This window comes from Burkholderia sp. PvR073 (assembly GCF_054055695.1).
Genome location: NZ_JBSRXO010000001.1, coordinates 183,165 through 207,497 on the forward strand (window position 1 = coordinate 183,165; position 24,333 = coordinate 207,497).

Below are 24,333 nucleotides of genomic sequence, written 5' to 3' on the forward strand. Positions count from 1 at the left end.
TTCCCCTTACGCCTTTTCGACCTTCACCAGGAACGACTTGAATTCCGGTGTGTACGAGTTGCCGTCGCCTACGGACGGAGTCAGGGTATTGGCGAGATAGCCGGGCTTCGTCAGACCCTTGAAGCCCCAGTGCAACGGGACGCCGACCGTCTGGACCTTCTTGCCCTCGATCATCAGCGGCTTGATCCGCTTCGTGACGAGCGCGACCGCGATGATGTAGCCGCGCTTGGACGACACCTTCACGCGATCGCCGTGCGCGACGCCGACTTCCTTCGCGAGGTCTTCGCCGATCTCGACGAATTGCTCGGGCTGGATGATCGAGTTCAGCCGCGCGTGCTTGGTCCAGTAGTGGAAATGCTCGGTCAGCCGGTACGTCGTCGCGACGTGCGGGAACTCGGACACCTTGCCGAACGACGCGCGGTCGCCCGGGAACACGCGGGCGGCCGGATTGTTCAGCGCCTGCGGGTTGTTCGGGTGCAGCGGGTTCGCGGCGAGCGGCGTCTCGAACGGCTCGTAGTGCTCGGGGAACGGACCTTCGTTCATCCCCGCGCGGGCGAAGAAGCGCGCGACGCCTTCCGGGTTCATGATGAACGGCCCCATCCCGTCTTCAGGTGGTTCATCCGCCTTGAAGTCCGGCACGTCGGTGCCCTTCCACGCGCTGCCGTTCCAGCCGATCAGCTTGCGGGTCGGGTCGAACGGCTTGCCGCTCACGTCGCACGATGCGCGGTTGTACAGGATCCGCCGGTTCGCGGGCCACGCCCACGCCCAGTTCAGCGTCTGGCCGATGCCAGTCGGATCCGAGTTGTCGCGCCGCCCCATCTGGTTGCCGGCCTGCGTCCAGGCACCGCAGAAGATCCAGCAGCCGCTCGCGGTCGTGCCGTCGTCCTTCAGTTGCGCGAACGCGGCGAGTTGCTCGCCCTTCTTCACGAGCGTCTTGGTCGGATCCTTCGGATCCGGCAGATCGGCGAGCGCACGCCCGTTGAACTCCATCGCGAGCTCTTCGGGCGTCGGGCTTTCCGGGTTCGCGTACGGCCAGGTCAGGTTGACGATCGGGTCCGGATACTTGCCGCCGTCCGTCTGGTACATCTTGCGCATGCGCAGGAACAGCCCCGACATGATATCGAGATCGCTCTTCGCCTCGCCCGGCGGCTCCGCGCCCTTCCAGTGCCATTGCAGCACGCGGCTCGAACTCACGAGCGAGCCGTTTTCCTCCGCGAAGCACGTGGTGGGCAGACGAAACACCTCGGTCTGGATCTTCGACGCATCGACGTCGTTGTAGTCGCCGTGATGCTTCCAGAACTCGGACGTCTCGGTCGCGAGCGGATCCATGATCACGAGCCACTTCAGCTTCGCGAGCCCGGCGGCCGTCTTCACCTTCGACGGCGCCGCCGCGAGCGGGTTGAAGCCCTGGCAGATGTAGCCGTTCATCTTGCCGGCACTCATCAACTCGAGCACCTGCAGCAGGTCGTACTGCTTGTCCAGCTTCGGCAGGTAGTCGTAGCCCCAGTTGTTCTCGGCGGTCGCCGCGTCGCCCCACCACGACTTCATGAAGCTGACGTGGAACGCCTTGTAGTTCTTCCAGTAGCTCAACTGGTTCGGCCGCAGCGGCAACTGCACGCGCTTCTTGATGTAGCCGTCGAAATCCTGCTCGGACTGCATCGGCAGCGTCATGTAGCCCGGCAGCAGGTTCGACATCAGCCCGAGGTCGGTCAGCCCCTGGATGTTCGAGTGGCCGCGCAGCGCGTTCATCCCGCCACCCGCGATGCCGATGTTGCCGAGCAGCAGCTGCACCATCGCGCCGGTGCGGATCATCTGCGCACCGATCGAGTGGTGGGTCCAGCCGAGCGCGTACAGCACCGTGCCGGCACGGCCGGGAACGGCCGTCGTCGCGAGCATCTCGCACACCTTCAGGAACTTCTCCTTCGGCGTGCCGCACGTTTGCTGGACCATGTCCGGCGTATAGCGCGCGTAGTGCTGCTTCATCAGGTTGTACACGCAGCGCGGATGCTGCAGCGTCGGGTCGACCTTCACGAAGCCGTCGTCGCCGCGCTCGTAGTCCCAGCTCGATTTGTCGGGGTACGCGTGCTTCTCGGCGTCATAGCCGGAATAGATGCCGTCGTTGAACGCGAAATCCTCGCGCACGATGAACGAGAAGTCCGTGTAGTTCTTCACGTACTCATGCTGGATCTTGTCGTTCGTCAGCAGATAGTTGATGACGCCGCCCAGGAAGACGATGTCGGTACCGGTGCGGATCGGCGCGTAGTAGTCGGCCACCGAGGCCGTACGCGTAAAGCGCGGGTCGACGACGATCAGCCGCGCCTTGCGGTGCGCCTTCGCCTCCGTCACCCACTTGAAACCGCACGGATGGGCTTCGGCTGCATTGCCGCCCATCACGAGAATCACGTCCGCGTTCTTGATGTCGACCCAATGGTTCGTCATCGCTCCACGGCCAAACGTCGGGGCAAGACCTGCCACCGTCGGGCCATGTCAGACACGCGCCTGATTGTCGAATGCGAGCATCCCCAGACTGCGGGCAGTCTTGTGCGTCAGGTAACCGACCTCGTTGCTGCTCGCCGACGCGGCCAGCATGCCGGTCGTGAGCCAGCGGTTGACCTTCGAGCCGTCTTCCGCCGTCTCGACGAAGTTCGCGTCGCGGTCGGCCTTCATCAGCTTCGCGATCCGGTCGAGCGCATCGTTCCACGAGATGGGTTCCCACTTGTCCGAGCCGGGCGCACGATACTCGGGGTGCGTCAGGCGGCTCGGGCTGTGGATAAAATCGATCAGGCTCGCGCCCTTCGGGCACAGCGTGCCGCGGTTGACGGGATGGTCGGGATCGCCTTCGATATGGATGATGCTCGGCTGCGCGTTCTTCGCGCCGTCACCGAGGCTGTACATCAGGATGCCGCAACCCACTGAACAGTAAGGACAGGTGTTGCGGGTTTCGACGGTGCGCGCCAGCTTGTACTGTCGGACTTCGGCAAGCGCTTCCGTCGGAGAAAAGCCCAGCAGGGCAAGACTCGATCCGGCAAGCGACGTGGCCGTCACCTTCAGGAACTGGCGCCGTGACATTTGTAGCATGATGGTCTCGGCGTCTTTGTGGGGTAAGGAGAAACTGAAAGGATTATAGACATTGAGCGCAACTATGATGCAATCCTCGGATCAATACCGATTTGTCTGATCCACCGATGTCCGGCGATCAGCGCGCAACCGAACCGTCATGAAACGACAGATCACTTCCGAAGCCACCCGCCTCGCGCAACAGCAGGCCAACTGGGCGCTCAATGCATTCCAGCGTTTCTCCTCTCACCGCTGCTCGGCGATGGCCGCGAGCATCGCGTTCTTTTCGGCGTTCTCGCTCGCGCCGACACTCGTGATGGTGATCGCCGTGGCCGGCTGGTTCTACGGCGACGAAGCCGCGCGCGGCCAGGTGTTCGAACAGGCCCACCAGCTGATCGGCGACGATGCGGCGGCCAGCATCCAGACGATCGTGCAGAACGCGCATCGCGCGGGCGAGCGCGGCGGCATCGCGACGCTGATCTCGTTCGCCGCGCTCGCGATCGGCGCATCGGCGACCTTCGCATCGCTGAACACGGCGCTGAGCGTGATCTGGCCGAGCACGGAAAACCGCTGGTCGAGCATGCTCGGGCTCGTGCGGGTGCGGCTCATCTCGTTCGGGCTCGTGCTCGGCGTCGCCTTCCTGCTGATCGTGTCGCTCGTGCTCGATACCGCGATCACGTTCATCGGCACGTGGCTGCTCGGCGATTCTCCGTACGTCGCGATCACCAACGTGCTGCAGTTCGTCGTTGGCATCGCGGTGCTCGCGGCCGCGTTCGCCGTGCTGATGAAGTTCCTGCCCGACGCGCGCGTCGCATGGCACGACGCGGTGATCGGCGGGATCGTCTCCGCGATCCTGTTCTCCGGCGGCAAGAAGCTGTTCGCGCTGTATCTCGCGCGTGCCGGTACGGCCAGTGCGTTCGGTGCGGCCGGATCGTTCGCGGTCCTGCTGATGTGGCTGTACTTCTCGGCGGCCGTGCTGCTGCTCGGTGCGGAATTCGCGGCCGCGCGCGGCGATGCGCATCGCCGCGCCCGCAATGCTGCTGCCGTGTCCGCGCCGATGGATCCCACCGTCGATCGCACACGCGACGACTGATTCCCGCCCATTGCCTCGCATGCGGCCGCGCATCGCGCGCGCCGCCGCGCGCTGCATCCACGCTCCCTACGCGACCGCGTTCCTTCTCGCAACCACCCGGCCCCGCCGCGCGTTCGTGGCCGTTGATGCGCTCTTTGCATCGGCCCGGATTGCACGCTGCAACGGCAAACGTTTGCTCACGTCGATTTCCGTGCGCCAACCCGCGAAATCCGCCCTTCCGTTGCCGAGTGCATCGACCACTGCAACAATCGAGCTGCACCAATTGTCAACTATTTCAAAAAGAGGAACAGTCCTTGATGTGCTTGATATATATAGACTTTTCCTCGCTGTTACCTTTTCGAGACACTTTATTTTTTAAGCTTTCTTGCCTGGATAGCACTGAGCTATTCTCCAATCCGCAACAAATAACGAATGACGAATCATTTGCGTGGAGATACTCAACGATGAAGAAACTCGCTCTCTCGACCCTCTCGCTCGCCCTGCTGGGCGCCGCTGGCGCTGCTCATGCTCAGTCGAGCGTGACGCTGTATGGCGTGATCGACACGTCGATCGCATGGGTTCACGGCAACGACGGTCAAGCCAATAACTCGTGGCAAATGCTGTCGGGCAACCTGCAAGGCAGCCGTTGGGGCCTGAAAGGTGCTGAAGACCTCGGCGGCGGCCTGAAGGCGATCTTCCAGTTGGAAAACGGCTTTGATCCGGGCACGGGCCACCTGAACCAGGGCGGTCGCATGTTCGGTCGTCAGGCATTCGTCGGCCTCCAGAGCGACCAGTACGGTACGCTGACGCTCGGCCGCCAGTACGACCCGCTGGTCGACCTGGTCCAGGCAGTGACGGCTGACAACTACTTCGGTAGCGTGATGGCAACGCCGGGCGACGTCGACAACAACGACAACTCGCTGCGCGTCAGCAACGCAATCAAGTACACGTCGCCGGTCTGGGCAGGCTTCCAGGTCGAAGGCATGTACGCCCTCGGCGGCGTTGCAGGCAAGACGGGTTCGGGCCAGACGTGGTCGGTCGCGGCTGCCTACAACAACGGCCCGGTCGGCGTTGCAGCAGGCTACTTCTACGCAGCCAACCCGTCGCCGACGACGGCTGTCGGCCGCGCAGGCTGGGGCTCGACGACGTCCGACGCGATCTTCGACGGCCCGATCAACTCGGGTTACGCAACGGCGAAGTCGATCGCCATCGCGCAAGTCGCAGGTCAGTACGCACTGGGCCCGGTGACGTTCGGCCTCGGCTACAGCAACGCACAGTACAAGCCGGACGCGTTCTCGGGCTTCGGTTCGACCGAAAAGTACAACACGGGCCGCGCGTTCGTGACGTACCAGGTCACGCCGCCGCTGCTGCTGGGCCTCGGCTACTCGTACACGAAGGCGAGCGGCGACACGACCGCGAAGTACCACCAAGTCGGTGTCGGCGCGGACTACTCGCTGTCGAAGCGCACGGACATCTACCTGGTTGGCGCATACCAGCACGCGAGCGGTACGCAGCTCGTCGACGGCGTGCAGCAAAGCGCGCAAGCGTCGATCGCTTCGTACGGCTTCGCCGGCAAGAGCTCGGCCGAACTCGTCGCACTCGGCATTCGTCACAAGTTCTAAGAAGTACGTTTCCGGTGTGCATGGCGTCTTCGACGCCATGCCGCCGAACTGCAAAACCAGTCATCGGCTTCGGCCCTGGCTGGTTTTTTTTCGTCCGTTGCCAGCGGCGCCGTGGCGGGCTACGGCCGCGGCCGGGCCTTGGGTACGGCAACCCGCCGCGAGCGGCGCCTGGGGCCCTGTCGCGCGCGGGAAGCCCCTTTGAGCACCTGCCGGACGCCTCGCGCTGTCGACTCGGATGCGCCGGTTCCCCGATCCTCCAATCCCCCGGATTCCCCGATACGAAGCACGTATGCTTCGACATGTCGATTTCGACGAGCTTGATTCGTCGTATCGATGGCGGCATACAGATTGGCCGCCCCTCACCGAAAGCAGACAGGAGACGCTCCATGACGATTCAGAAGATCACGCCGTTCCTCTGGTACGCGACGGAAGCCGAAGAAGCCGCGGCCTTCTACACGGACATTTTCCCGAACTCGCGCGTCGTGCGCGTCACGGCGGTGCCGGGCACCAGCGGCACCCGGATGGTCGAGTTCGAACTGTTCGGGCAGCCGTTCACCGCGATGAGCCACCCGCGCACCGAGACGTTCAACCATGCGATCTCGCTGATGGTCAGTTGCGCCGACCAGGCCGAACTCGACCGTTACTGGAGCGCGCTGCTCGAGAACGGCGGCACGGCCGACGGCTGCGGCTGGCTGCGGGACCGCTTCGGCGTGTCGTGGCAGATCGTGCCCGATGCACTGATCCCGATGATGACCGACCGCGACGAGGTCAAGGCGGCGCGTGTGGCCGCGGCCATGATGCAGATGACGAAGTTCGACGTCGCCGCGCTGAAGGCCGCGTACGCAGGCACGGCGGGCTGACGAAGCCAACGGGCGCCGCGCCGTCGTTCGCGGGCGCGCTGGCAGGTTCGTGGCGGTCGTGCGGCCCGCGCAATGACCGCTTCCTTCGACGGATTGCATCGCGCCACGACGCAATCGCAGGCCGCGGCCGTTCACACACCGCTACGTCGACAGCATCGCTTCGACGATCCGTCGCGCGTAGCGCACGGATGCGGCGACCGGTTCGCATGACGGCGGCGCATCGGCGCCGTCACCGTGCAGATAGACGGTGCACGCGGCCGACAGGACGGGGCGGTACGCGTCGGGCAAGCGCGCCAGTACCTACGCAGCGGCGACGTCCTTCGGCGCGATCCTGCCGCTCGCGACGCTGTACCAGATGCGTGCGAGCGCAAGCACTAAGTGGCATTCGTCGCCGCGCCAGTCCGGCTCGGCATGCCGCAGCGCGACCGTAGCGAGGAGCGCGGCGACGAAGTCATGCGCGGCACCGGCTCGAACCACGCGGCCCGAGCAGCGCAACGTCGTACTGGCGCATCTTCGTCAACAGGATCGCCAGATCGTGATCGATGCATGGCGGCTCGACGATACCCGCGCGTAGCTCGCGGCGCAGCCACTCGCCGAACTGGAGCGCGCGTCGGGCCGGATGACGCCACGGCACCACGTCGCCGCGCACGACGATCGTCACTTCCAGCGCGCGCATCTGCGCCGTGCTCCGCGGCAACGCCGACACATCGAGCAACTCGAGTATCAACCCGCACCGCGCCCCTTCGCCCGGCGGGGCGGCAATCGTCATCAGCAGTTCAATGTCGCTGCGCGGTTTCGGGCCACCGTCGAGCGCCTGGCCGAACAGATGCATCGCCTGCAGCGTCGCACCCAGATGCCGTTCGATCGAGGCGCACGCGGCAGCCATCTGGCCGGCGACTCGACGGGAATGATCGCCGCGTTCATGACGCGAGACCCGCGCGACGCGCAGCGTTGCAAGGCTGCGCGACCAGCACGCAGCGATCTGGCCATCCGCACGCGCGGCCGGCAGCCCCGGATGCGCACCACGTCATGCCGCATCCGCGCGGCACGACATCACCGCCGCGCGATTTGCGCAACGCAATAAAAATCCCCGCACGCTTTCGCGTACGGGGACCGTCGGACATCGTAACGGTCGCCGACTTGCATTCGGCGGCCGTTACGCGGCATTACGCAGCCGCGTCCTTCAGCTTCTTCAGCGCACGTGCCTTCACGCGCACGCTGGCCGGCTTTGCCGGGAACCAGCGCTCTTCGCCCGTGAACGGATCCTTGCCGAAGCGCTTCTTCTTCGCCGGCACGACTTGCGCCGTGATCTTCAGCAGACCCGGCAGCGTGAACTCGCCTGCGCCCTTCTTGTGAACCGAGCCCAGCACGACGTTCTCGAGTGCGGTGAGCACTGCCTTGACCGCCTTCACTTCGACAGCTGCACGCTCAGCGATGTGCGTTGCGAGCGATGCCTTCGTGAACTTGTCCTTCAGCGGCGTCGGAGCGGCCGGTGCTGCCTTCGCGACAGCCTTCTTGGCCACTACTTTCTTCGCGGGCGCAGCCTTTTTTGCAGCCACTTTCTTGGTGGCCGGTGCGGCAGCCTTCTTGGCCACCTTTTTTGCGGAAGTCGCCATGTTTCTCCTACCAGGTGTGGTCGTTGGATACACGAAGCGTGCAACGCGCGCGCTTCAACGCCGGATTCTACAAGCGCCTCGACGCTTCGTGCAGTACTTTTATGCGTTTTCGCGGGGTTTCCCGCAGGTTTTGTTGCGCGCGACCGACTTCGTCGACGCTCGAACGTCAAAAAACACCTTCACGTATACGTTCGAACGCGAATTACGTTCGATATTTGCACACCTATACTGACCTCGCTCAGTGCCCCGGATGTCTTCATGCGCGAAGTCAGATACGTCAAAGGACTCGACGGCCTGCGAGCCATCGCCGTCATCCTCGTTTTCCTGTCCCACAAAGGCCACGTCCTCGCTGTCGACGTGGGCAAGCTCGGTGTGTGGACGTTTTTCTTCATCAGCGGATTCCTGATCGTCGGCGAACTGCATCGCAACCGTCAGGCGATCGAATGCGGCACGATGACCCGCCGCCACGCGCTCGCGCTGTTCCTCGCGAAGCGCGCGCTGCGGATCTTTCCCGTCTACTACCTGCTGCTCGCCGCGCTCGCGATCGCGCACGCGCTGTTCTACCAGCGCGGCGTCAATCTTGGGCTCGCGTGGCACGCCGCGTTCCTGTCGAACTACTGGATCGGCATCGTCAAGGACGGCTGGCCGGGCTCCACGTCGCACTTCTGGAGCCTCGCGGTCGAGCAGCAGTTCTACCTGATCGCGCCGCTCACGCTGCTCGCGGTGCCGGCCGCGCGCCACGTCGCGCTCGGCGTCGCGGCCGTCGCGCTGTGCGCGCTCGCGCATCTCGCGCTGTACGCGCTCGACGCATCGCCGGTGCTGATCTACGCGTTTTCCCCGTGGAATTTCGCGCTGATCGCGCTGGGCGGCGTCGGCGGGATGGCGCTCGCCGATCGCGGCCCGACCGTCGTCCGCCGCATTCCGCCCGGCTGGCTCGGGGCCGTCGGCGTCGTGTTCTTCCTCACGCTGCCCGCGTTCACGGCGCTGCCGGACATCGTCTCGGGGCTCGTGGATCTCGGGCTGTCCGTGTCGCTCGGCGCGCTGATGCTGTGGATCGTCACCGAGCCCGACCATCCGGCCGTGGCGCTGCTCGACCGGGCGCCGCTCGTCTATCTCGGCACGATCAGCTACGGCTTCTACCTGTTCCACAACCTGATTCCGGCACGTTTCGGCGAAATGCCCGCGCTGTTCGCCCACGTGCCGATGCCCGGAATCGTCCGGGAAGCGCTGCCCGAACTGCTGCAGTTCGCGCTCGCGGTGCTGCTTGCCCATCTGTCGTGGCGCTATCTCGAAAGGCGCCTGCTCGACTTCAAGAAGCCGATCGCCGCGATGCTGGCCCGGCACTTCGTCGCGCGGCCGAGCACGTCGCCGCGCTGAACGGAACAGCCGTCCCGGCGCGACGCAAGCGGAAAACATACGTCGGGGCCGGCGACGCCGAGCACCGAAACGGTGCGCCGCCGACGCCGTTCGTCCCTCACGAACACGCATCACGTCGGCGGATGAAAGTGCCGCTGCGGCAACGTGGTGCTTCGTCGACATCCACCGCGAAGCGACACCCCGACCCAGCGTCAACGACGGCTATCGCCCCGCGCAACCTTCGTCCCTGAAGCCGCACGCAACCGGCACGTCGGCGCCGGTTTCATCGCCACGGTGTCCGGCAGCCACGCACTGCGCAACGCGCACCCGGCAACCGGTTCGCGCCTCGCGGCACACCGGAATCGCCGCACACGCCCCGGTTCGATCCCGCCGGATTCGACGGCGCCGATTACCCTGCGCCGCGCATTCCTCACCTCGCCCACACGCAAAAAAGCCCCGGCGCACAAGGCAGCCGGGGCCAACGGAACAACCACCACCTGAAACAGCGGAGCAGCGTGGCTGCTTATGCGACAGCAGCCAGCGCGGGCAGGCAGGTACGCAGGTACGCCTCGAATTCGCGGCTCACTTCCGGATGCTGGAGCGCGAGCTCGACGGTCGCCTTGAGATAACCGATCTTGCTGCCGCAATCGAAACGCGTGCCGAAGTAGCGATACGCGAGCACCTGTTCGTTCGCGAGCAGCGACTGGACGGCGTCGGTCAGCTGCAGTTCACCGCCGGCGCCCGGCTTGAGCTTGCGCAGATGATCGAAGATCGTCGGCATGAATACGTAGCGGCCGACCACGCCGAGGTTCGACGGCGCGTCTTCCGGCGCCGGCTTCTCGATGATGCCCGACAGCTTGATGATGTCCTCTTCCCACTCGCGACCTTCGACGACGCCGTACGAGCGGCTGTCCTCGCGCGGGATCGTCTCGACCCCGATCACCGAGCTGTGATAGTGGTCGAACACATCGACGAGCTGCTTGAGCACCGGCTGTTCGCCGTGCAGCAGGTCGTCGGCGAGGATCACCGCGAACGGCTCGCCGTGCACGAGCTTTTCCGCGCACAACACCGCATGGCCGAGGCCGAGCGCTTCCGGCTGGCGCACGTAGAAGCAGTTCACGTGGCTCGGCTTGATGCCGCGCACGAGCTCGAGCAGCTTTTCCTTGCCGCGCGCCTCGAGTTCGGCCTCGATCTCGTAGGACTTGTCGAAGTGATCCTCGATCGCGCGCTTGCTGCGCCCCGTCACGAAGATCATCTCGGTGATACCGGCGTTGATCGCTTCCTCGACCGCGTACTGGATCAGCGGCTTGTCGACGACGGGCAGCATTTCCTTCGGGCTCGCCTTCGTTGCCGGGAGGAACCGGGTGCCGAGACCGGCAACGGGGAACACGGCCCTGGTGACTTTCAACATGTTCGCATCCTGATTGCGTTGACTGCGCCGCGTCGCCCTGCGACCCGGCGCGATTGTTTTCCGAACGGCATATCGAGAATCGACGGTACGGCCAATTCCACTCCGCTCATTTTCGATATGGAACGATTGCCCCATGTTTCCGGAAAATAGATAATCCGCGGATCCGGTCGATATTGCCGAACCGATTGCCGAAGTAGAAACAAATTACCGATTTTCCGGATACAAATTCTTACGAATCGAATTCCTCGATAAACGGGACGCCGCCCCGCTCGAGACCGGGGCGAATCGGCTCGTTCTGCAGCGCCTCGCGGTACGCCGACAGCACGGCCATGACCAGCAGTACAGCTGCGCTAGCGATCCAATGCATGTCCATCTTGCCGCTCCTTGCTTCAATCAACTGGAGCTTCAAACTATCAGAAAAAAATCCGCAAATAATTGTAGCGGTTGCCAAACCGCTTTCAGAGCCGGATGAAACCACTATCTGAAATATCATTATTTCACGGCGGGATTTTTTTATTCATTCGATCGAATTCTTGCGCATTACGATTGGACCATCCCCTTCATCCGTCGCAAGGAATCGAATCGCATGCAAGCTTTCAGCGGATCGCCTTTGACCGCGCCGCCCGTCGCCGACCACAAGGAACACGTGATCGACGCGATGCGCGGGTTCGCGGCGCTGCTCGTCGCCTATTTCCATTGCCGCCAGGTCGTCTGGGTCGGCATGCAGAGCTTCCATCGTGCTTACGGTCATGCGCTCGACCCGAGCGTGATCGTCGGCTACCTGACCTTCCCGTTCGGGTGGGGATCCGCCGGCGTGCCGATCTTCTTCGTGATCAGCGGCTATTGCATCCACCGCAACGCGGCGCTCAAGCTCGCGGCCAATCCCGCGTACCGGCTCGACGCCACGAACTTCTGGGCGCGCCGCTTCGCCCGGATCTACCCCGTGCTGCTCGCCGCGCTGCTGTTCACGCTCGCGATGGACGCGGTCAGCCTGCAGATCGCGCCCGTCAGCCACAAGATCCGCGACGTCGGCCTCACCGCGTTCCTCGTGAACCTGTTCTCGCTGCAGGGCGTCGCCGGCTACACGTACGGGTCGAACGGCGCGCTGTGGACGCTGTCGCTCGAAGTCCAGTTCTATGCGATCTACCCGCTGCTGTTCGCGCTGCGCCGGCGCATCGGGATGCCGGCCATCGTGGCGGCCGTCGCGCTCGTCAACGTCGCGTCGGCATGGCTGCTCGAACGGCACGACCTGCAGTTCTTCACGTCGTACTGGCTGTCCTGGACGATCGGCGCGTGGATCGCCGACGTGCGCGCGCAGCCGGCGCACGGCACGGCCGCCGTGCCGTCGCGCGCGTGGTACCTCGCGGCCGCCGTGCTGCTGGCCGCGGGCTGCGGCGCGTTCCATATCGGCCAGTACGGCGCATTCCAGCTGTGGGCGGCCGGCTTCGCGTGCTTCCTGTACCGCGCGCTCGCCTGCCCGCCGCGCCCGACGCCGCTGCTGCGCGTGTTCAGTTGGTTCGGCGACTTCAGCTATTCGCTGTATCTCGTCCACCTGCCGCTGTTCGTCTGCCTCGGCTCGGTGCTGTTCCATTCCGAACTGCAACTGTCGATCTGGCCGTCGTTCGCGTTCATGGCCGCCGCGATTCCGGTCGCCTATGTGTTCTACCGGCTGTTCGAACGCCCGGCGATGATGTGGTCGGCGAGCCTGAAGCCGACGCGCACCGCTCGCGTCGTCGCGCCGGCCCCCGAACGGGCCGTCTGAGCGGCGCCACTCCCGCGCTCCCTGCCCCCGCCCGGCCTCAGGCTGCGCGGGGGCTTTTTCATGGGCGGGACGGACCGCCGGGATCCATTCGCGCGCCGGGTCGCGACAGGCACCCGGTACGCAAGCATCCCAATCGAGCCAGACGGCCGTCAGGCGGCTGCGCTACCGTCGCGTCGCCCAACCCCTCGCCAGCTCCGCACCATGACCGCACGGCGCCGCTCAGGGCGTTCCGTCAAGCGATCACGGCGCGGGCGACAGTCGCGGTCGGTAATCCCTGCGCCAACGTCGCAGCGGCCCAGCCCGACACCCGACACCCATCGCCCGACCGCGCGACAGGCGTTCGCCCGCCCAAAAGCAAAGCCCTCATGCAGCACGACACCGCATGAGGGCTCGTTTCCCGACGCATCGCGCGTCGGGGCGCACCGCGCCTACCGTTTCTTCGCCTTCGCGGCCTTCGCCGTATCCGCGAGAATCTTCTCGACCCGCTCCACATAGGTTTCGGTGCCGAACCGGCGCACCGCGGTCGCCCGCCCGCTCGCGACGAGCCGCTCGCGCAGCGCGGCGTCGTGCTTCAGCCTGCCCAGCGCATCGGCCAGCGCGGCCGCGTCGCCCGGCTCGCAGAGCAGCCCGTTTTCCTCGTCCTCGATGATCTCGACGACCCCGCCCGCGCGGGCCGCGACCACCGGCCGCCGCGCGAGCATCCCCTCGACGATCACCCGCCCGAACGGCTCGGGCGTGATCGACGTATGCGCGACCACGTCGACCGCCTTCATGCACGCGGCCACGTCGCGCTGGAACCCGAGGAAATGGACGCGGTCGCCCATCCCGTGCCGCGCGACGATCTCATGCAGCTGCGCCGCGTATTCGTCCTCGCCGAACAGCGGCGCGCCGACCAGCACCACATGCATGTCGGGATGGCGTGCCGCGGCCTCCAGCAGCAGATGCTGCCCCTTCCAGTGCGCGAGGCGGCTGAACGAGCCGACCAGCCATGCGTGCTCGGGCAGCCCGAAGCGCGCGCGCAGCGCGGCCTGGCTGGCATTGTCCAGCGCGTCGAACGGTTCAGCCGAAATGCCGTTGAACACGACGTCGACGTGCTGCGGCGTGAAGCCCGTCAGCGCGCGGAACGCCTGCGCGGACGCGTCCGAGTTCGCGATCACGCGCGTGACGCCGAACCGCGCGCAGTACTTGATCGCCATCAGCTGCTTGCTGCCGAAATGGTCGCCGCTGACAATGTCGCGCAGGTGCCACACCACCGGCTTGCGCGCGAGCCGCCCGGCCAGCGCCGCGACCACCATCGCGCGCTGCGTGTTCGCGTAGATCACCTCGGCGCGGCGTGCGCGCCGTGCGACGTCGCGCACCAGGCCGCCGAGCCGCTTCAAGGCGCCGACCGACACGCCACCCTGCTTGCGCACCCCGGCGAGCGCGCCCTGGTCGAGCACGTCGACGCGCGCGCCGATCTCGTCGAGCGCCGCGCGGAACGGGCCGTCGTCGAACAGCAGCACGTCGGCGTTCGCGCGCATGTGCTTCATGATCTCCAGCAGCGACAGCTCCGCGCCGCCGAGCACGCCGCTCTGGTCGAGCACCAGCGTCGCCGGGCCGTGCGCGGCCGGCATCGGCGCGGCGTTGCCGCGCTGCGCGGTCGCGCCGGGCAGCGCGGCCTCCACATAGTCGAGAAAACGCCGGCGGAACGTGTCGGCGGAGAAGCGCTCCGCGTTTGCGCGGCACGCGTGCGGCGTGAAACGCTGCGGCGCGCGCTCGAAATCGTCGACCGCCGCAACGATCGCGTGCGGCGTCTGCTCGTCGAAGAACAGGCCGGTCGGGTTCGCGTGCGAGCGCGGCTCGAGTACGGTTTCGAGCGCACCGCCCTTGCCGTACGCGATCACGGGCGTGCCGCACGCCTGCGCCTCGACCACCGAAATCCCGAAATCCTCCTCGGCCGCGAACACGAACGCCTTCGCGCGGCGCATCCGGTCGTGCAGCACCGCGAACGGCTGGTAGCCCATGATCTCGACGTTCGGGCCGGCCTTCGCGCGGATCTTCTGCATCTCCGGGCCGTCGCCGATCACGACGAGCTTGCGCTCCGGCGTGCGCGAGAAGGCCTCGACGATCAGGTCGATCTTCTTGTACGGCACCATCCGCGACGCGGTCAGGTAGAAATCGTCCTTCACCTCGTTCAGCGAGAAGCCGTCGACGTCGACCGGCGGGAAGATCACCGCCGCGTCGCGGTGATACACCTTGCGGATGCGTCGCGCGATGAACGCGGAGTTCGCGACGAACCCGTCCACCGCGTTCGCGGTGCGCGTATCCCAGTTGCGGATGTAGTGCAGGATCATCCGCGCGAGCAGCGATTTCGGCCCGTGCGTGAGGTTCGACTGTTCCAGATACTGGTGCTGCAGATCCCACGCATAGCGGATCGGCGAATGCACGTAGCTGATGTGCATCTGGTCCGGCCCCGTCAGCACGCCCTTCGCGACCGCATGGCTGCTGGAGATCACGAGGTCGTAGTCCGACACGTCGAGCTGCTCGATCGCGAGCGGCATCAGCGGCAGGTAGCTGCGGTACTTGGTGCGCGCGAACGGCAGCTTCTGGATGAACGAGGTCGTCACCGGCTTGCCGCGCACGAACGCGCGATCGTCGAGAAAATCGACGAGGCTGAACAGGTCCGCGTCGGGAAAGCACGCGACGATCTGTTCGAGCACGCGCTCGGCGCCCGCGTACGTGACGAGCCAGTCGTGGACGATCGCCACGCGCAGCGGACGCGACGCATCGCGTGCGCCCGCCGGCGCGGCCGCTTCGGTCCGGCGCAGCGCGGTGGCGCCGCCGGCTTCGGCCACGGCGGCGTCCGCCGTGGCCACGTTCAGGATGGCGTGTTCCGCCAGATCGCGATTCATATCGTTTTCCTCGCATTGAGACGGACGAACAGGTCGCGCACGAGCGCGCGCAGTCCCGGCGTCATCGTGAGCGACCACGCAAGGTTCAGCAGCAGCACGACCGCGCACAGGCCGATCGACTCGCCGAGCCCCGACCACGCTTGCGCGAGAAACAGGCTCGCGAGCAGGAAGGCGAGATGCGCGAGCATGTCGAGCACGATCGCGCGCATCCGGATTGCCGACAGGTAAAGCAGCACGCCGTAGTCGACCAGCGCGCGCGTCGCGACGACCACCGCCGCGCCGATCAGCCCGAAGTGATGAATGCCGAACCACAGGCCGCCGACGAAGAACGGCATTTCGACGAGCCCGGCGAACGCCGCGCGGGCCGGGTTGACCTGCGACTGGATCAGGATGCGCGTGACGCTCGCCTGGCCGACGAGCCATACGCTGATCACCAGCACGCGGCCGACCGGCGCGGAATGCGCGGCGAGATCGGCGCCGACCCACAGCGAGAGGAACGGCGCGAGCGCGAAGATCGCGACGATGCCGACCGGCGTGAACACGCCGTTCAGGAATTCGAGCGACTGGCGCGCGAGCGTGTCGGCGTGATCGCGGCCGACCGCCGACAGGCGCGGAAACAGCGTGCGCACCAGCGCGTTCGGCAGCATGTTCAGGCGCGTGACGAGGTTCTGCGGCACCGTGTAGTAGGTGACGAACTTCGCGCCCAGGCCGGCGCCGAGCATCACGCGATCGAGCGTGTCGGCGATCATGCTTGTCGTGCTCGCGATCAGCATCCAGCCGCCGAAGTTGAACAGCCCTTTCGCGGTGCCCCATTGCGGCGGGTCGATGCGCCGGATCCCGAGCACCTTGATGCTCGCGTGACCGAGCATCACCGCCGCGACGAGCCGCGCGACGACCGCGGCCGCCAGCACCGTCTGCAGGTTCGGCGCGATCCACCACGCGGCGCCGAGCGGCAGCAGCTGGAACAGGAACGTGCCGATCGTCTGGTTCGTGTTGAACACGCCGAACCGTTCGGCGCCGTTGATCGCGCCGGCGAACACCCACGACACGTTCGCGAGCGGAATCGCGAGCGCGAGCCACGGCAGCGCGAGATACACCTCGTGCTGCATCGCCGCCGACGCCTTCGTGAAATACGCGGTGTAGACGAACGCCCCGAAATAGATCAGCAAGCCGCCCACGATGCCGGTGCCGAGGTTCAGCCAGAACGCGCTCCAGAAGACCCGCGCGCTTTCGTCCGCGTTGCCGCTCGCGAGCGCCTTCGAGATGTGGTTCTGCGCGGCCATGCTCATCCCGAGATCGAGGATCCCGAAATAGCCGATCAGCGTCCACACGAGGCTGACGACGCCGTAGCGTTCGACACCCAGCGCGTGGATATAGGCGGGCACCGTCACCAGCGACACGAAGGTCGGCAGGATCAGCCCGATGAAGTTGATCGAAACGTTCTTGAGTATGCCTTTGTCCATTCTTGTGCCTTGTGTGGCGACGACGCCGGTGCGCCCCGTCACGGTTTCCAGCGATACATCAGCACCTTGCCGCGCGCGTCTTCCTCGACGAACACCAGGTATTCGCCGTTCTCGCGCCGGAACGCGCTGATGCCGAACGGCACGTCGACCCAGCCCGACGCCTTGCCGACCTCGGCGCCCGGGCTCATCACGCCGACTTCCTTGCCGGTTTCCTTGTCATACACGTGGATCTTGCCGACCGGCTCCACCGTGAAGATGTAGCGGCCCTCGACGGTGATCCCGATCAGGTCGAGGATCGGCTTCGCATCGAGCTGCCACGGCAGCGCGACCGTGTAGCGCACGACCGGCGAGCCGGTCGACCACTTGTCGAAGCGCACCAGCACGCGGCCGACTTCCTTGTTGATGCCCGGCTGCGGCGGCGCGTCGGCCGTGTAGCCGGTCACGTACAGCGTGTCCGTCTGCGCGTCGTAGATCGAACGGCGCAGCTGCGTGAACGGCTGCGGCATCGGATAGGTCGTGACCTTGTCGTACGAGTAGATCGGGTTGCCGGCCTTGTCGACGCCGCCGTAGCTGAAGCGATGGATCCCGCGGACGTCGCTCGTGCGCCAGATGTCGCCCTTCGTGTCGACCCACCAGCCCCAGCCGCCCGCCTTTGCCTTGCCGGTCGTGTTGATCGTGAATTCGTCCGCGTCGAGCCGGCCGTTGCCGTTCGCGTCGCGCCAGATCCAGTCGCCGCCCGGCGGCTTGTTCGGCACTTTGTCGACCGGCCGCGCGCGGCCCGCGATCAGGCCCGACGGAATCGCGACCTCGCCGTCGCGCTTCGCGTCGAAGCGGTAGATCTTCAGGTGGTCGGCGTACATGTCGGTCAGGTACAGGAACGTGCGGCCGTCGACGCGCCGCGCGAACGGCATGCCGGGATACTGGTCCGTGTGGAACACGGGATCGTCCGGATACTTGAAACGATTCGACAGGAATCCGGCGTATTTCCAGTCCTGGCCCGGCGGCTTCGACAGGTCGAGCTCGAAGCGCTTGTTGCCCGTATACACACTGTTCGGCCGTGCGGGATCGAGCCACGCGCCGTCGACGAACAGCAGCCCCTGCACCTGCCAGCGCAGCTTGCCGTCCGGCGTGTAGCTCTCCAGCACCGCGCCGAGCCCCGCGCCGATCGTGTCGTGACGCGGCCCGATGCCGTTCATCGACACATACACGTTGCCCGCGCGATCGACGCCCACGCCCGTCAGCCCGTTGAAGCGCTGCGGCCCGGGGCGTCCCGGCACCGGGCCCGCGAAGATCCCGCCGCGCTCGCCGAGCGTGCCGGACGGCGCATAGCCCTTGCCGCCTTTCGAGAAGATCAGCACCTGCTGGCGCGGACCGTTGTCCGCCACCAGCACGCGTCCTTTCGCATCGACCGCCACGTCCACCGCTTCGGTGCCGTCGGGCAGCGCGGGCGCGTCGTCGAGCTTGCGGCCGTCCGCGCGCACGTGCACGAGGTGCGCGGGCCCGCTGATGGTGTCGGTGAGCAGCCACAGCGTGCCGTCGCCGGCAAGCGCGATGCGGCCCGGCTCGTGCGCACTCCACGTGCCCTTCTTCTGCATCGTCTCGGCGTCGAACACGTCGACTTCGTCATGCGACGGGTTCGTCGCGAACAGCGTCTTGTCGTCCGCCGCGAGGCCGCCCACTTCGGCCTTCGCCTCGCCCACCTCCGAGCGTGCGGGGGCCGCCACCTCGTTCATCACCATGAAGCTCGCGGCCATCCGCGCGCGGCCGGCATCGGCGCGCCCGCCCGGCGCGACCTGCGGCGCCGCGCGAAACGGCGCCGGCTGCTTCATGTCGCCGATCGTGCGCCGCGAAATGCCGAACCACTGCTTGCCCTTGTCCGGCCAGATGCCGGGCGACTGCAGATGGCCGCGTTCGTTGCCGACGCCGATCGCGACGTACGCGTACTTGCCGTTCACCGCGACCGCGTTGCCGCCGAGGTTGCCCCAGCCGTGCGTGCCGCCGGCGAAGCCGAGCATCTTGCCGTCCTGGTAGACGCTCGCCTCGGCGCCGCTCTCGTCCCACGGCGCGTTCGTATACACCTTGCCGTCGGGCGTCACCGCGATCGCGCGAATGTCGATCTGCGTCCAGCTGCCGTCGCCATAGCCGAACGTGTTGCCGATCCACGACGTGGTCGCGGGCAACACGGTTTCAGCCGGGGCGGCGCTCACGGACAGCGCCGCGCATACCGTCATGCCAACCAGAATCAGACGTCGCAATGCGCTCTCCAGACTCGATGCAAAAGCAACGGGGCACCGCGGCGGACTGCCTGGCCGGATGCCCTGTCACTAAATGGGTTTCAAACGTCGCGATGCAGGTTACAAGCAAAAATAATCACAAGAAATTTGGAAATATTTGGGGATGTTTCCGCGTGAAATATCGCGCCGGAACAACGGGAAATAGCCGCCGCAAAGCGGAAATAACGACCGCCTTTCACGCGCCGATCCGTAGAAAATGCCGCCCCGGCCCGCCCGACGGCGCGCCCGGCCTGCAAACCTTTCATGTCGCGATTGAAACGACCGGCATTTGAATGTTTTCGGCCGGATAAATGACATGCGTTTTTTTGCCGATTTCTTTTCCCTAGAATCGATTTCGATTCAATATTTCATTCAAAAGGCATGCATTACGTTCACGCATCGGATGCACGACGCGCCACGGCACCGGCCGCGCGTCGCGAAGGAGCGGCGCGATGACGGGCATCTCGCGCACCGCCGACCTCGCCCCGCCGCAACACGGCCGCATCGTGCAGCTCGACGGGCTGCGCGCGATCGCCGTCGGCGCCGTGTTCCTGCAACACGCGCTGAAGGCGCCGCTCTGGATGGGCGTCGACCTGTTCTTCGTGCTGAGCGGCCTGCTGATCACGGGCATCCTGCTCGATCGCAAGGCGCGCGGGCAGTCGTACTTCAGCCACTTCTACGCGCGCCGCGTGCGCCGGATCCTGCCGCCGTACGTGCTGCTGCTCGTCGTGTCGACGCTGCTGTTCGGCGCGAGCTGGCTGCCGCACTGGCCGTGGTTCGCGTTCTTCTCGACCAACATCGGGCTGTCGCTCGGCAGCATCGGGCACGACAGCCTGAACGTGCTGTGGTCGCTCGCCGTCGAGGAGCAGTTCTACATCTTCTGGCCGTTCGTCGTGCTGTGGTGTTCGGAGCGCGCGCTGCTGTGGATCGCCGCCGCGCTGATCGTCGCGGCGCCCGTGCTGCGCGCCATCGCGACGCCGTGGTTCGATTCGTTCTGGCCGATCTACTACCTGACGCCGTTCCGGATGGACCTGCTCGCCGCGGGCGCGCTGCTCGCGATCGTGCTGCGCCGCGACCGGCGCGCGCTGGACCCGTTCTATCCGCTCGCGATCGTCGGCGCGCTCGTGTCGCTCGCGATCCTCGGCTGGCTGCACCTGTCGTTCCCGCGTTTCCGCGCGGCGAACACGCCGATGTCGAATGCCGCGCTCTACAGCATCTCGCTGCTGCTGTGCACGTCGATCGTCGTGATCGCGCTGCGCGGACGCGGCCTCGTGCAGCGCGTGCTGACGAACCCGCTGCTCGTGTACGTCGGCACCGTCAGCTACACCGTCTACCTGATTCACCTGAGCGTGCTGTATGCGCTCTGGCCGCTGCACCTGAACCGCTTCGTCACGGCCGCGCTCGCCCTCGCGATCACGCTCGCCTACGCCACGCTCAGCTGGTACGGCTTCGAACGGCGCCTGACACGCGGCCCGGCGCGCAACACGCTGCCCGCCGCCGCGCGCACGACCGCCTGACTTTCTCAATCCATCGTTTCGACCAGGACATTGCCATGAGCCAAAACCGCAAGAAGGCCATCATCACGGGGATCACGGGGCAGGACGGCGCCTATCTGACCAAGCTGCTGCTCGACAAGGGCTACGAGGTCACGGGCACCTATCGCCGCACCAGCTCGGTGAACTTCTGGCGCATCGCCGAACTCGGCGTCGACACGCACCCGAACCTGTCGCTCGTCGAGCACGACCTGACGGATGCCGGCTCCAGCCTGCGATTGCTCGAACGGACGCAACCCGACGAGCTGTACAACCTGGCCGCGCAGAGTTTCGTCGGCGTGTCGTTCGACCAGCCGGCGACGACCGCCGAAGTCACGGGCATCGGCCCGCTGAACCTGCTCGAGGCGATTCGCGTGGTGAGCCCGAAGACGCGCTTCTACCAGGCGTCGACGTCCGAGATGTTCGGCAAGGTGCAGTCGATCCCGCAGACGGAAACGACCGCGTTCTACCCGCGCAGCCCGTACGGCGTCGCGAAGCTGTACGCGCACTGGATGACCGTGAACTACCGCGAGTCCTACGATCTGTTCGGCTGCAGCGGCATCCTGTTCAACCACGAATCGCCGCTGCGCGGCCGCGAGTTCGTCACGCGCAAGATCACCGACACCGTCGCGAAGATCCAGCTCGGCAAGGCGACCAAGCTCGAGCTCGGCAACCTCGACGCGAAGCGCGACTGGGGCTTCGCGCTCGAGTACGTCGAAGGGATGTGGCGGATGCTGCAGGTCGACGAACCCGACACCTACGTTCTCGCGACCAACCGCACCGAGACCGTGCGCGACTTCGTGCGGATGGCGTTCGCGGCCGCCGGTTACCAGCTCGAATGGACCGGCAAGGGCGAGCAGGAACGCGGCATCGACGCGTCGAACGGCAACGTGCTCGTCGAAGTGAACCCGAAGTTCTACCGCCCCGCCGAAGTCGACCTGCTGATCGGCTGCGCCGACAAGGCCAAAAGCAAGCTGGGCTGGGCGCCGGAGACGACGCTCGAACAGCTCTGCCAGATGATGGTCGAAGCCGACCTGACGCGAAATCGTCACCATGACACGTACTGAAGCCGGCCACCCGTCGCGCCGCGCATTCGTTACGGGCCTGACGGGCTTCACCGGCCGCTACATGGCGCAGCGCCTCGAAGCCGCCGGCTACGACGTGTGGGGCACCGTGGCGCCCGGCGCGGCGCGGCCGGACGATCCGGCGTTCGCGAACTGCACGCTGCTGCCGGTCGACCTGCTCGATGCGAACGCGATGCGGGCGGCGGCGGCCGACGCGCGGCCCGATGCGGTCGTGCATCTCGCCGCGCGTGCGCATGTCGCGCAGGACGAGCCGTCGCAAACCTACGCGGTCAACATCGTCGGCACGCGCAACCTGCTGGCCGCGCTCGCAGGCCTCGACCACCGTCCGTCGGCGGTACTGCTCGCCAGCAGCGCGAACATCTACGGCAATTCGACGGCCGGCGTGCTCGACGAAGCGGTCTCGCCCGCGCCCGCGAACGACTACGCCGTCAGCAAGCTCGCGATGGAATATGCGGCGAAGCTGTGGGCCGACCGGCTGCCGATCGTGATCGCGCGGCCGTTCAACTACACCGGCGTCGGCCAGGACGATGCCTATCTGCTGCCAAAGCTCGTGTCGCACTATGCGCGCAACGCCCCGCGCATCTCGCTCGGCAATCTCGACGTGAGCCGCGATTTTTCCGACGTGCGCGACGTGACGGCCGCCTACCTGAAGCTGCTCGAGGCGGCACCGGCCGGCGAGACGTTCAACGTCTGCTCGGAGCGCGCGTATTCGCTGAAGGAAGTGCTGGCGATGCTGGCGCGGATCGCCGGCTACGTGATCGACGTGACGATCGATCCGCGTTTCGTGCGGCACAACGAAGTCAAGAGCCTGAGCGGGTCGCGCGACAAGCTGCGGCGCGCGGTGGGTGAACTGCCCGTGACGCCGCTCGACGACACGCTGCGCTGGATGATGGAAGCGATGCGCGACGTGCCGCAGCAGCCCGCGCAGGCCGGCTGATTCCGGCAACGCGCGCGTCGCCGGTCAAAAGACAACGGGCCGCTCTATCGAGCGGCCCGTCGTCATGTCGGCCGTGAAAAAACCTGCCGCCGCGCTCAGCCGTCGAGGCCGCGCGTGAGATCACGGCGCAGGTCGCCCGCATTCTCCAGGCCGACCGCGAGGCGGATCAGCCCTTCGGTGATCCCCGCGGCCGCACGCGCTTCCGGCGTGATGCGCGCGTGCGTCGTCGTCGCCGGATGCGTGATCGTCGTGCGCGTATCGCCGAGGTTGCCGGTGATCGAGATCAGCTTCGTGCTGTCGATCACGCGCCACGCATTCGCGCGCTGCTGCTCCGGCGTGTCGCCCTTCAGCTCGAACGAGACGATCGCGCCGCCCGCCTTCTGCTGGCGCTTCGCGAGCTCATGCTGCGGGTGCGATTCGAGCCCCGGATAGAACACGCGCGCGACGGCCGGATGCGAATCGAGCCAGCGCGCGATTTCCAGCGCGTTCTCCGACTGCTTCTCGACGCGCAGCGACAGCGTCTCCATCCCCTTCAGCAGCACCCACGCGTTGAACGCCGACAACGTCGGGCCCGCGCTGCGCACGAACGGGAATACCTTGCCCATGATGAAGGCCTTCGAGCCGACCAGCGCGCCGCCGAGCACGCGGCCCTGCCCGTCGAGGAACTTCGTTGCCGAGTGCATCACGACGTCCGCGCCGAGCTTCAGCGGCTGCTGCAGCACCGGGCTGCAGAAACAATTGTCGACGACGAACAGCGCGTTCGCCGCCTTCGCGATCTTGCCGATCGCCTCGATGTCGGCGAGTTCGGTCAGCGGGTTCGACGGCGTTTCGAGGAAGAACATCTTCGTTTCGGGCCGCACCGCTTCCTGCCATGCGTTCAGGTCGGTCGGGTCGACGAAGGTCGTCGTGATGCCGAACTTGCTGAAGATCTGCGAGAACATCCCGAGCGTCGAGCCGAACAGGCTGCGCGAGCTGACGAGGTGATCGCCCGCCTCCAGCGCGGACATCACGACCGACATGATCGCGGCCATGCCCGACGCCGTTGCGATGCAAGCCTCGCCGCCTTCGAGCGCGGCGAGACGATCCTGGAACATGGTGACGGTCGGGTTCGTGAAGCGCGAATAGGTGAAATAGTCTTCCGAATTCGCGAAGCGCTCGGCGGCCTCGGCCGCGCTCGTGAAGCAGAAGCTCGACGTGAGGAACAGCGCTTCCGAGTGCTCGTTGAAGTCGCTGCTGCGCAGCGTGCCCGCGCGCACGGCAAGCGTGTCGAAATTGAGGGAGTCGTCCATGTTCCGTTTTCCGTATTCGAGGGTCGCGCCGCGGGTCATGCATCGGGCGCGAACCCAGCCAAAAACCAGGCCAAAACAAAAAGCCCGCTATGCGTCGGCATCAGCGG

At 66.1% G+C, this 24,333-nt stretch carries 17 protein-coding genes and 1 pseudogene; 9 read left to right on the top strand and 9 right to left on the bottom strand.

All coding sequences use genetic code 11. The features are described from left to right. Positions 1-6: 6 nt before the first annotated feature. Complete coding sequence (fdnG, locus tag ACVK00_RS00785) at positions 7-3,078, bottom strand: formate dehydrogenase-N subunit alpha (RefSeq protein ID WP_284893830.1); 3,072 nt, start codon at positions 3,076-3,078, stop codon at positions 7-9. A 139-nt stretch (positions 3,079-3,217) separates the two neighbouring features. Here fdnG and ACVK00_RS00790 point away from each other — a divergent pair, with 139 nt between their 5' ends. The 3 genes from ACVK00_RS00790 to ACVK00_RS00800 all read left to right on the top strand — a co-directional run bounded on the left by ACVK00_RS00790 (position 3,218) and on the right by ACVK00_RS00800 (position 6,611). Continuing rightward, entirely contained in the window at positions 3,218-4,150 is a 933-nt protein-coding gene (locus ACVK00_RS00790) for a YihY/virulence factor BrkB family protein (protein WP_284893829.1), read from the top strand. A 443-nt stretch (positions 4,151-4,593) separates the two neighbouring features. Next, entirely contained in the window at positions 4,594-5,751 is a 1,158-nt protein-coding gene (locus tag ACVK00_RS00795) for a porin (RefSeq protein ID WP_228909495.1), read from the top strand. Between the two features lie 386 nt (positions 5,752-6,137). Continuing rightward, positions 6,138-6,611 (top strand): VOC family protein, encoded by a 474-nt coding sequence (locus ACVK00_RS00800; protein WP_006754865.1) that lies wholly within the window; start codon positions 6,138-6,140, stop codon positions 6,609-6,611. Positions 6,612-6,752: 141 nt separating this feature from the next. Here the strand turns inward: ACVK00_RS00800 and ACVK00_RS00805 are convergent. Both ACVK00_RS00805 and ACVK00_RS00810 read right to left on the bottom strand, forming a co-directional pair. Beyond that, positions 6,753-7,497: pseudogene (locus tag ACVK00_RS00805) on the bottom strand (aminoglycoside adenylyltransferase family protein). A 280-nt stretch (positions 7,498-7,777) separates the two neighbouring features. Next, positions 7,778-8,227: an HU family DNA-binding protein gene (locus tag ACVK00_RS00810; protein WP_006754477.1), complete on the bottom strand. Its 450-nt coding sequence runs from the start codon at positions 8,225-8,227 to the stop codon at positions 7,778-7,780. A 258-nt stretch (positions 8,228-8,485) separates the two neighbouring features. On the opposite strand from ACVK00_RS00810, the gene ACVK00_RS00815 reads away from it, so the two are divergent. Then, positions 8,486-9,604, top strand: coding sequence for an acyltransferase family protein (locus ACVK00_RS00815; RefSeq protein WP_284893827.1), 1,119 nt, complete (start codon positions 8,486-8,488; stop codon positions 9,602-9,604). 502 nt (positions 9,605-10,106) lie between these two features. Here ACVK00_RS00815 and galU read toward each other — a convergent pair. Both galU and ACVK00_RS00825 read right to left on the bottom strand, forming a co-directional pair. After that, positions 10,107-10,994: a UTP--glucose-1-phosphate uridylyltransferase GalU gene (gene galU / locus ACVK00_RS00820; protein WP_006754479.1), complete on the bottom strand. Its 888-nt coding sequence runs from the start codon at positions 10,992-10,994 to the stop codon at positions 10,107-10,109. A gap of 229 nt (positions 10,995-11,223) precedes the next feature. Further along, positions 11,224-11,367: a hypothetical protein gene (locus ACVK00_RS00825; RefSeq protein ID WP_006754480.1), complete on the bottom strand. Its 144-nt coding sequence runs from the start codon at positions 11,365-11,367 to the stop codon at positions 11,224-11,226. 213 nt (positions 11,368-11,580) lie between these two features. On the opposite strand from ACVK00_RS00825, the gene ACVK00_RS00830 reads away from it, so the two are divergent. Beyond that, complete coding sequence (locus ACVK00_RS00830) at positions 11,581-12,756, top strand: acyltransferase family protein (protein WP_105788818.1); 1,176 nt, start codon at positions 11,581-11,583, stop codon at positions 12,754-12,756. A gap of 428 nt (positions 12,757-13,184) precedes the next feature. Here the strand turns inward: ACVK00_RS00830 and ACVK00_RS00835 are convergent, their stop codons facing one another. Genes ACVK00_RS00835 through ACVK00_RS00845 form a run of 3 tightly spaced genes read right to left on the bottom strand, consistent with a single transcriptional unit; the run spans position 13,185 to position 19,341 of the window. After that, complete coding sequence (locus tag ACVK00_RS00835; RefSeq protein ID WP_284893826.1) at positions 13,185-15,647, bottom strand: glycosyltransferase family 4 protein; 2,463 nt, start codon at positions 15,645-15,647, stop codon at positions 13,185-13,187. Continuing rightward, positions 15,644-17,110 (bottom strand): oligosaccharide flippase family protein, encoded by a 1,467-nt coding sequence (locus ACVK00_RS00840; RefSeq protein ID WP_228909492.1) that lies wholly within the window; start codon positions 17,108-17,110, stop codon positions 15,644-15,646. Before ACVK00_RS00840 ends, ACVK00_RS00835 begins: the two co-directional genes overlap by 4 nt. A 38-nt stretch (positions 17,111-17,148) precedes the next feature. After that, positions 17,149-19,341: an NHL repeat-containing protein gene (locus ACVK00_RS00845; RefSeq protein ID WP_284894049.1), complete on the bottom strand. Its 2,193-nt coding sequence runs from the start codon at positions 19,339-19,341 to the stop codon at positions 17,149-17,151. 41 nt (positions 19,342-19,382) lie between these two features. Between ACVK00_RS00845 and ACVK00_RS00850 the strand changes: the two genes are divergently transcribed. From ACVK00_RS00850 to ACVK00_RS00865, 4 genes are all read left to right on the top strand, one after another. Further along, positions 19,383-19,676 (top strand): hypothetical protein, encoded by a 294-nt coding sequence (locus tag ACVK00_RS00850; protein ID WP_284893825.1) that lies wholly within the window; start codon positions 19,383-19,385, stop codon positions 19,674-19,676. Positions 19,677-19,835: 159 nt separating this feature from the next. Further along, positions 19,836-20,900 carry an acyltransferase family protein gene (locus ACVK00_RS00855; protein ID WP_175702210.1) on the top strand — a complete coding sequence of 355 codons (1,065 nt, stop codon included), beginning with the start codon at positions 19,836-19,838 and terminating at the stop codon, positions 20,898-20,900. Between the two features lie 35 nt (positions 20,901-20,935). Beyond that, positions 20,936-21,982 carry a GDP-mannose 4,6-dehydratase gene (gmd, locus tag ACVK00_RS00860; protein ID WP_166725235.1) on the top strand — a complete coding sequence of 349 codons (1,047 nt, stop codon included), beginning with the start codon at positions 20,936-20,938 and terminating at the stop codon, positions 21,980-21,982. Further along, complete coding sequence (locus ACVK00_RS00865) at positions 21,969-22,937, top strand: NAD-dependent epimerase/dehydratase family protein (protein ID WP_284893824.1); 969 nt, start codon at positions 21,969-21,971, stop codon at positions 22,935-22,937. Before gmd ends, ACVK00_RS00865 begins: the two co-directional genes overlap by 14 nt. Positions 22,938-23,032: 95 nt before the next feature. Here ACVK00_RS00865 and ACVK00_RS00870 read toward each other — a convergent pair whose 3' ends face one another. Next, positions 23,033-24,226, bottom strand: coding sequence for an O-succinylhomoserine sulfhydrylase (locus tag ACVK00_RS00870; RefSeq protein WP_284893823.1), 1,194 nt, complete (start codon positions 24,224-24,226; stop codon positions 23,033-23,035). Positions 24,227-24,333: the final 107 nt, after the last annotated feature.

Excerpts from the sequence above, each read along its gene's own strand:
- ACVK00_RS00790 (WP_284893829.1), top strand. The coding sequence starts at position 3,218 with ATGAAACGACAGATCACTTCCGAAGCCACCCGCCTCGCGCAACAGCAG.
- ACVK00_RS00795 (WP_228909495.1), top strand. The coding sequence starts at position 4,594 with ATGAAGAAACTCGCTCTCTCGACCCTCTCGCTCGCCCTGCTGGGCGCC.
- ACVK00_RS00800 (WP_006754865.1), top strand. The coding sequence starts at position 6,138 with ATGACGATTCAGAAGATCACGCCGTTCCTCTGGTACGCGACGGAAGCC.
- ACVK00_RS00810 (WP_006754477.1), bottom strand. The coding sequence starts at position 8,227 with ATGGCGACTTCCGCAAAAAAGGTGGCCAAGAAGGCTGCCGCACCGGCC.
- ACVK00_RS00815 (WP_284893827.1), top strand. The coding sequence starts at position 8,486 with ATGCGCGAAGTCAGATACGTCAAAGGACTCGACGGCCTGCGAGCCATC.
- galU (WP_006754479.1), bottom strand. The coding sequence starts at position 10,994 with ATGTTGAAAGTCACCAGGGCCGTGTTCCCCGTTGCCGGTCTCGGCACC.
- ACVK00_RS00825 (WP_006754480.1), bottom strand. The coding sequence starts at position 11,367 with ATGGACATGCATTGGATCGCTAGCGCAGCTGTACTGCTGGTCATGGCC.
- ACVK00_RS00830 (WP_105788818.1), top strand. The coding sequence starts at position 11,581 with ATGCAAGCTTTCAGCGGATCGCCTTTGACCGCGCCGCCCGTCGCCGAC.
- ACVK00_RS00835 (WP_284893826.1), bottom strand. The coding sequence starts at position 15,647 with ATGAATCGCGATCTGGCGGAACACGCCATCCTGAACGTGGCCACGGCG.
- ACVK00_RS00840 (WP_228909492.1), bottom strand. The coding sequence starts at position 17,110 with ATGGACAAAGGCATACTCAAGAACGTTTCGATCAACTTCATCGGGCTG.
- ACVK00_RS00845 (WP_284894049.1), bottom strand. The coding sequence starts at position 19,341 with ATGACGGTATGCGCGGCGCTGTCCGTGAGCGCCGCCCCGGCTGAAACC.
- ACVK00_RS00850 (WP_284893825.1), top strand. The coding sequence starts at position 19,383 with ATGCAAAAGCAACGGGGCACCGCGGCGGACTGCCTGGCCGGATGCCCT.
- ACVK00_RS00855 (WP_175702210.1), top strand. The coding sequence starts at position 19,836 with ATGACGGGCATCTCGCGCACCGCCGACCTCGCCCCGCCGCAACACGGC.
- gmd (WP_166725235.1), top strand. The coding sequence starts at position 20,936 with ATGAGCCAAAACCGCAAGAAGGCCATCATCACGGGGATCACGGGGCAG.
- ACVK00_RS00865 (WP_284893824.1), top strand. The coding sequence starts at position 21,969 with ATGACACGTACTGAAGCCGGCCACCCGTCGCGCCGCGCATTCGTTACG.
- ACVK00_RS00870 (WP_284893823.1), bottom strand. The coding sequence starts at position 24,226 with ATGGACGACTCCCTCAATTTCGACACGCTTGCCGTGCGCGCGGGCACG.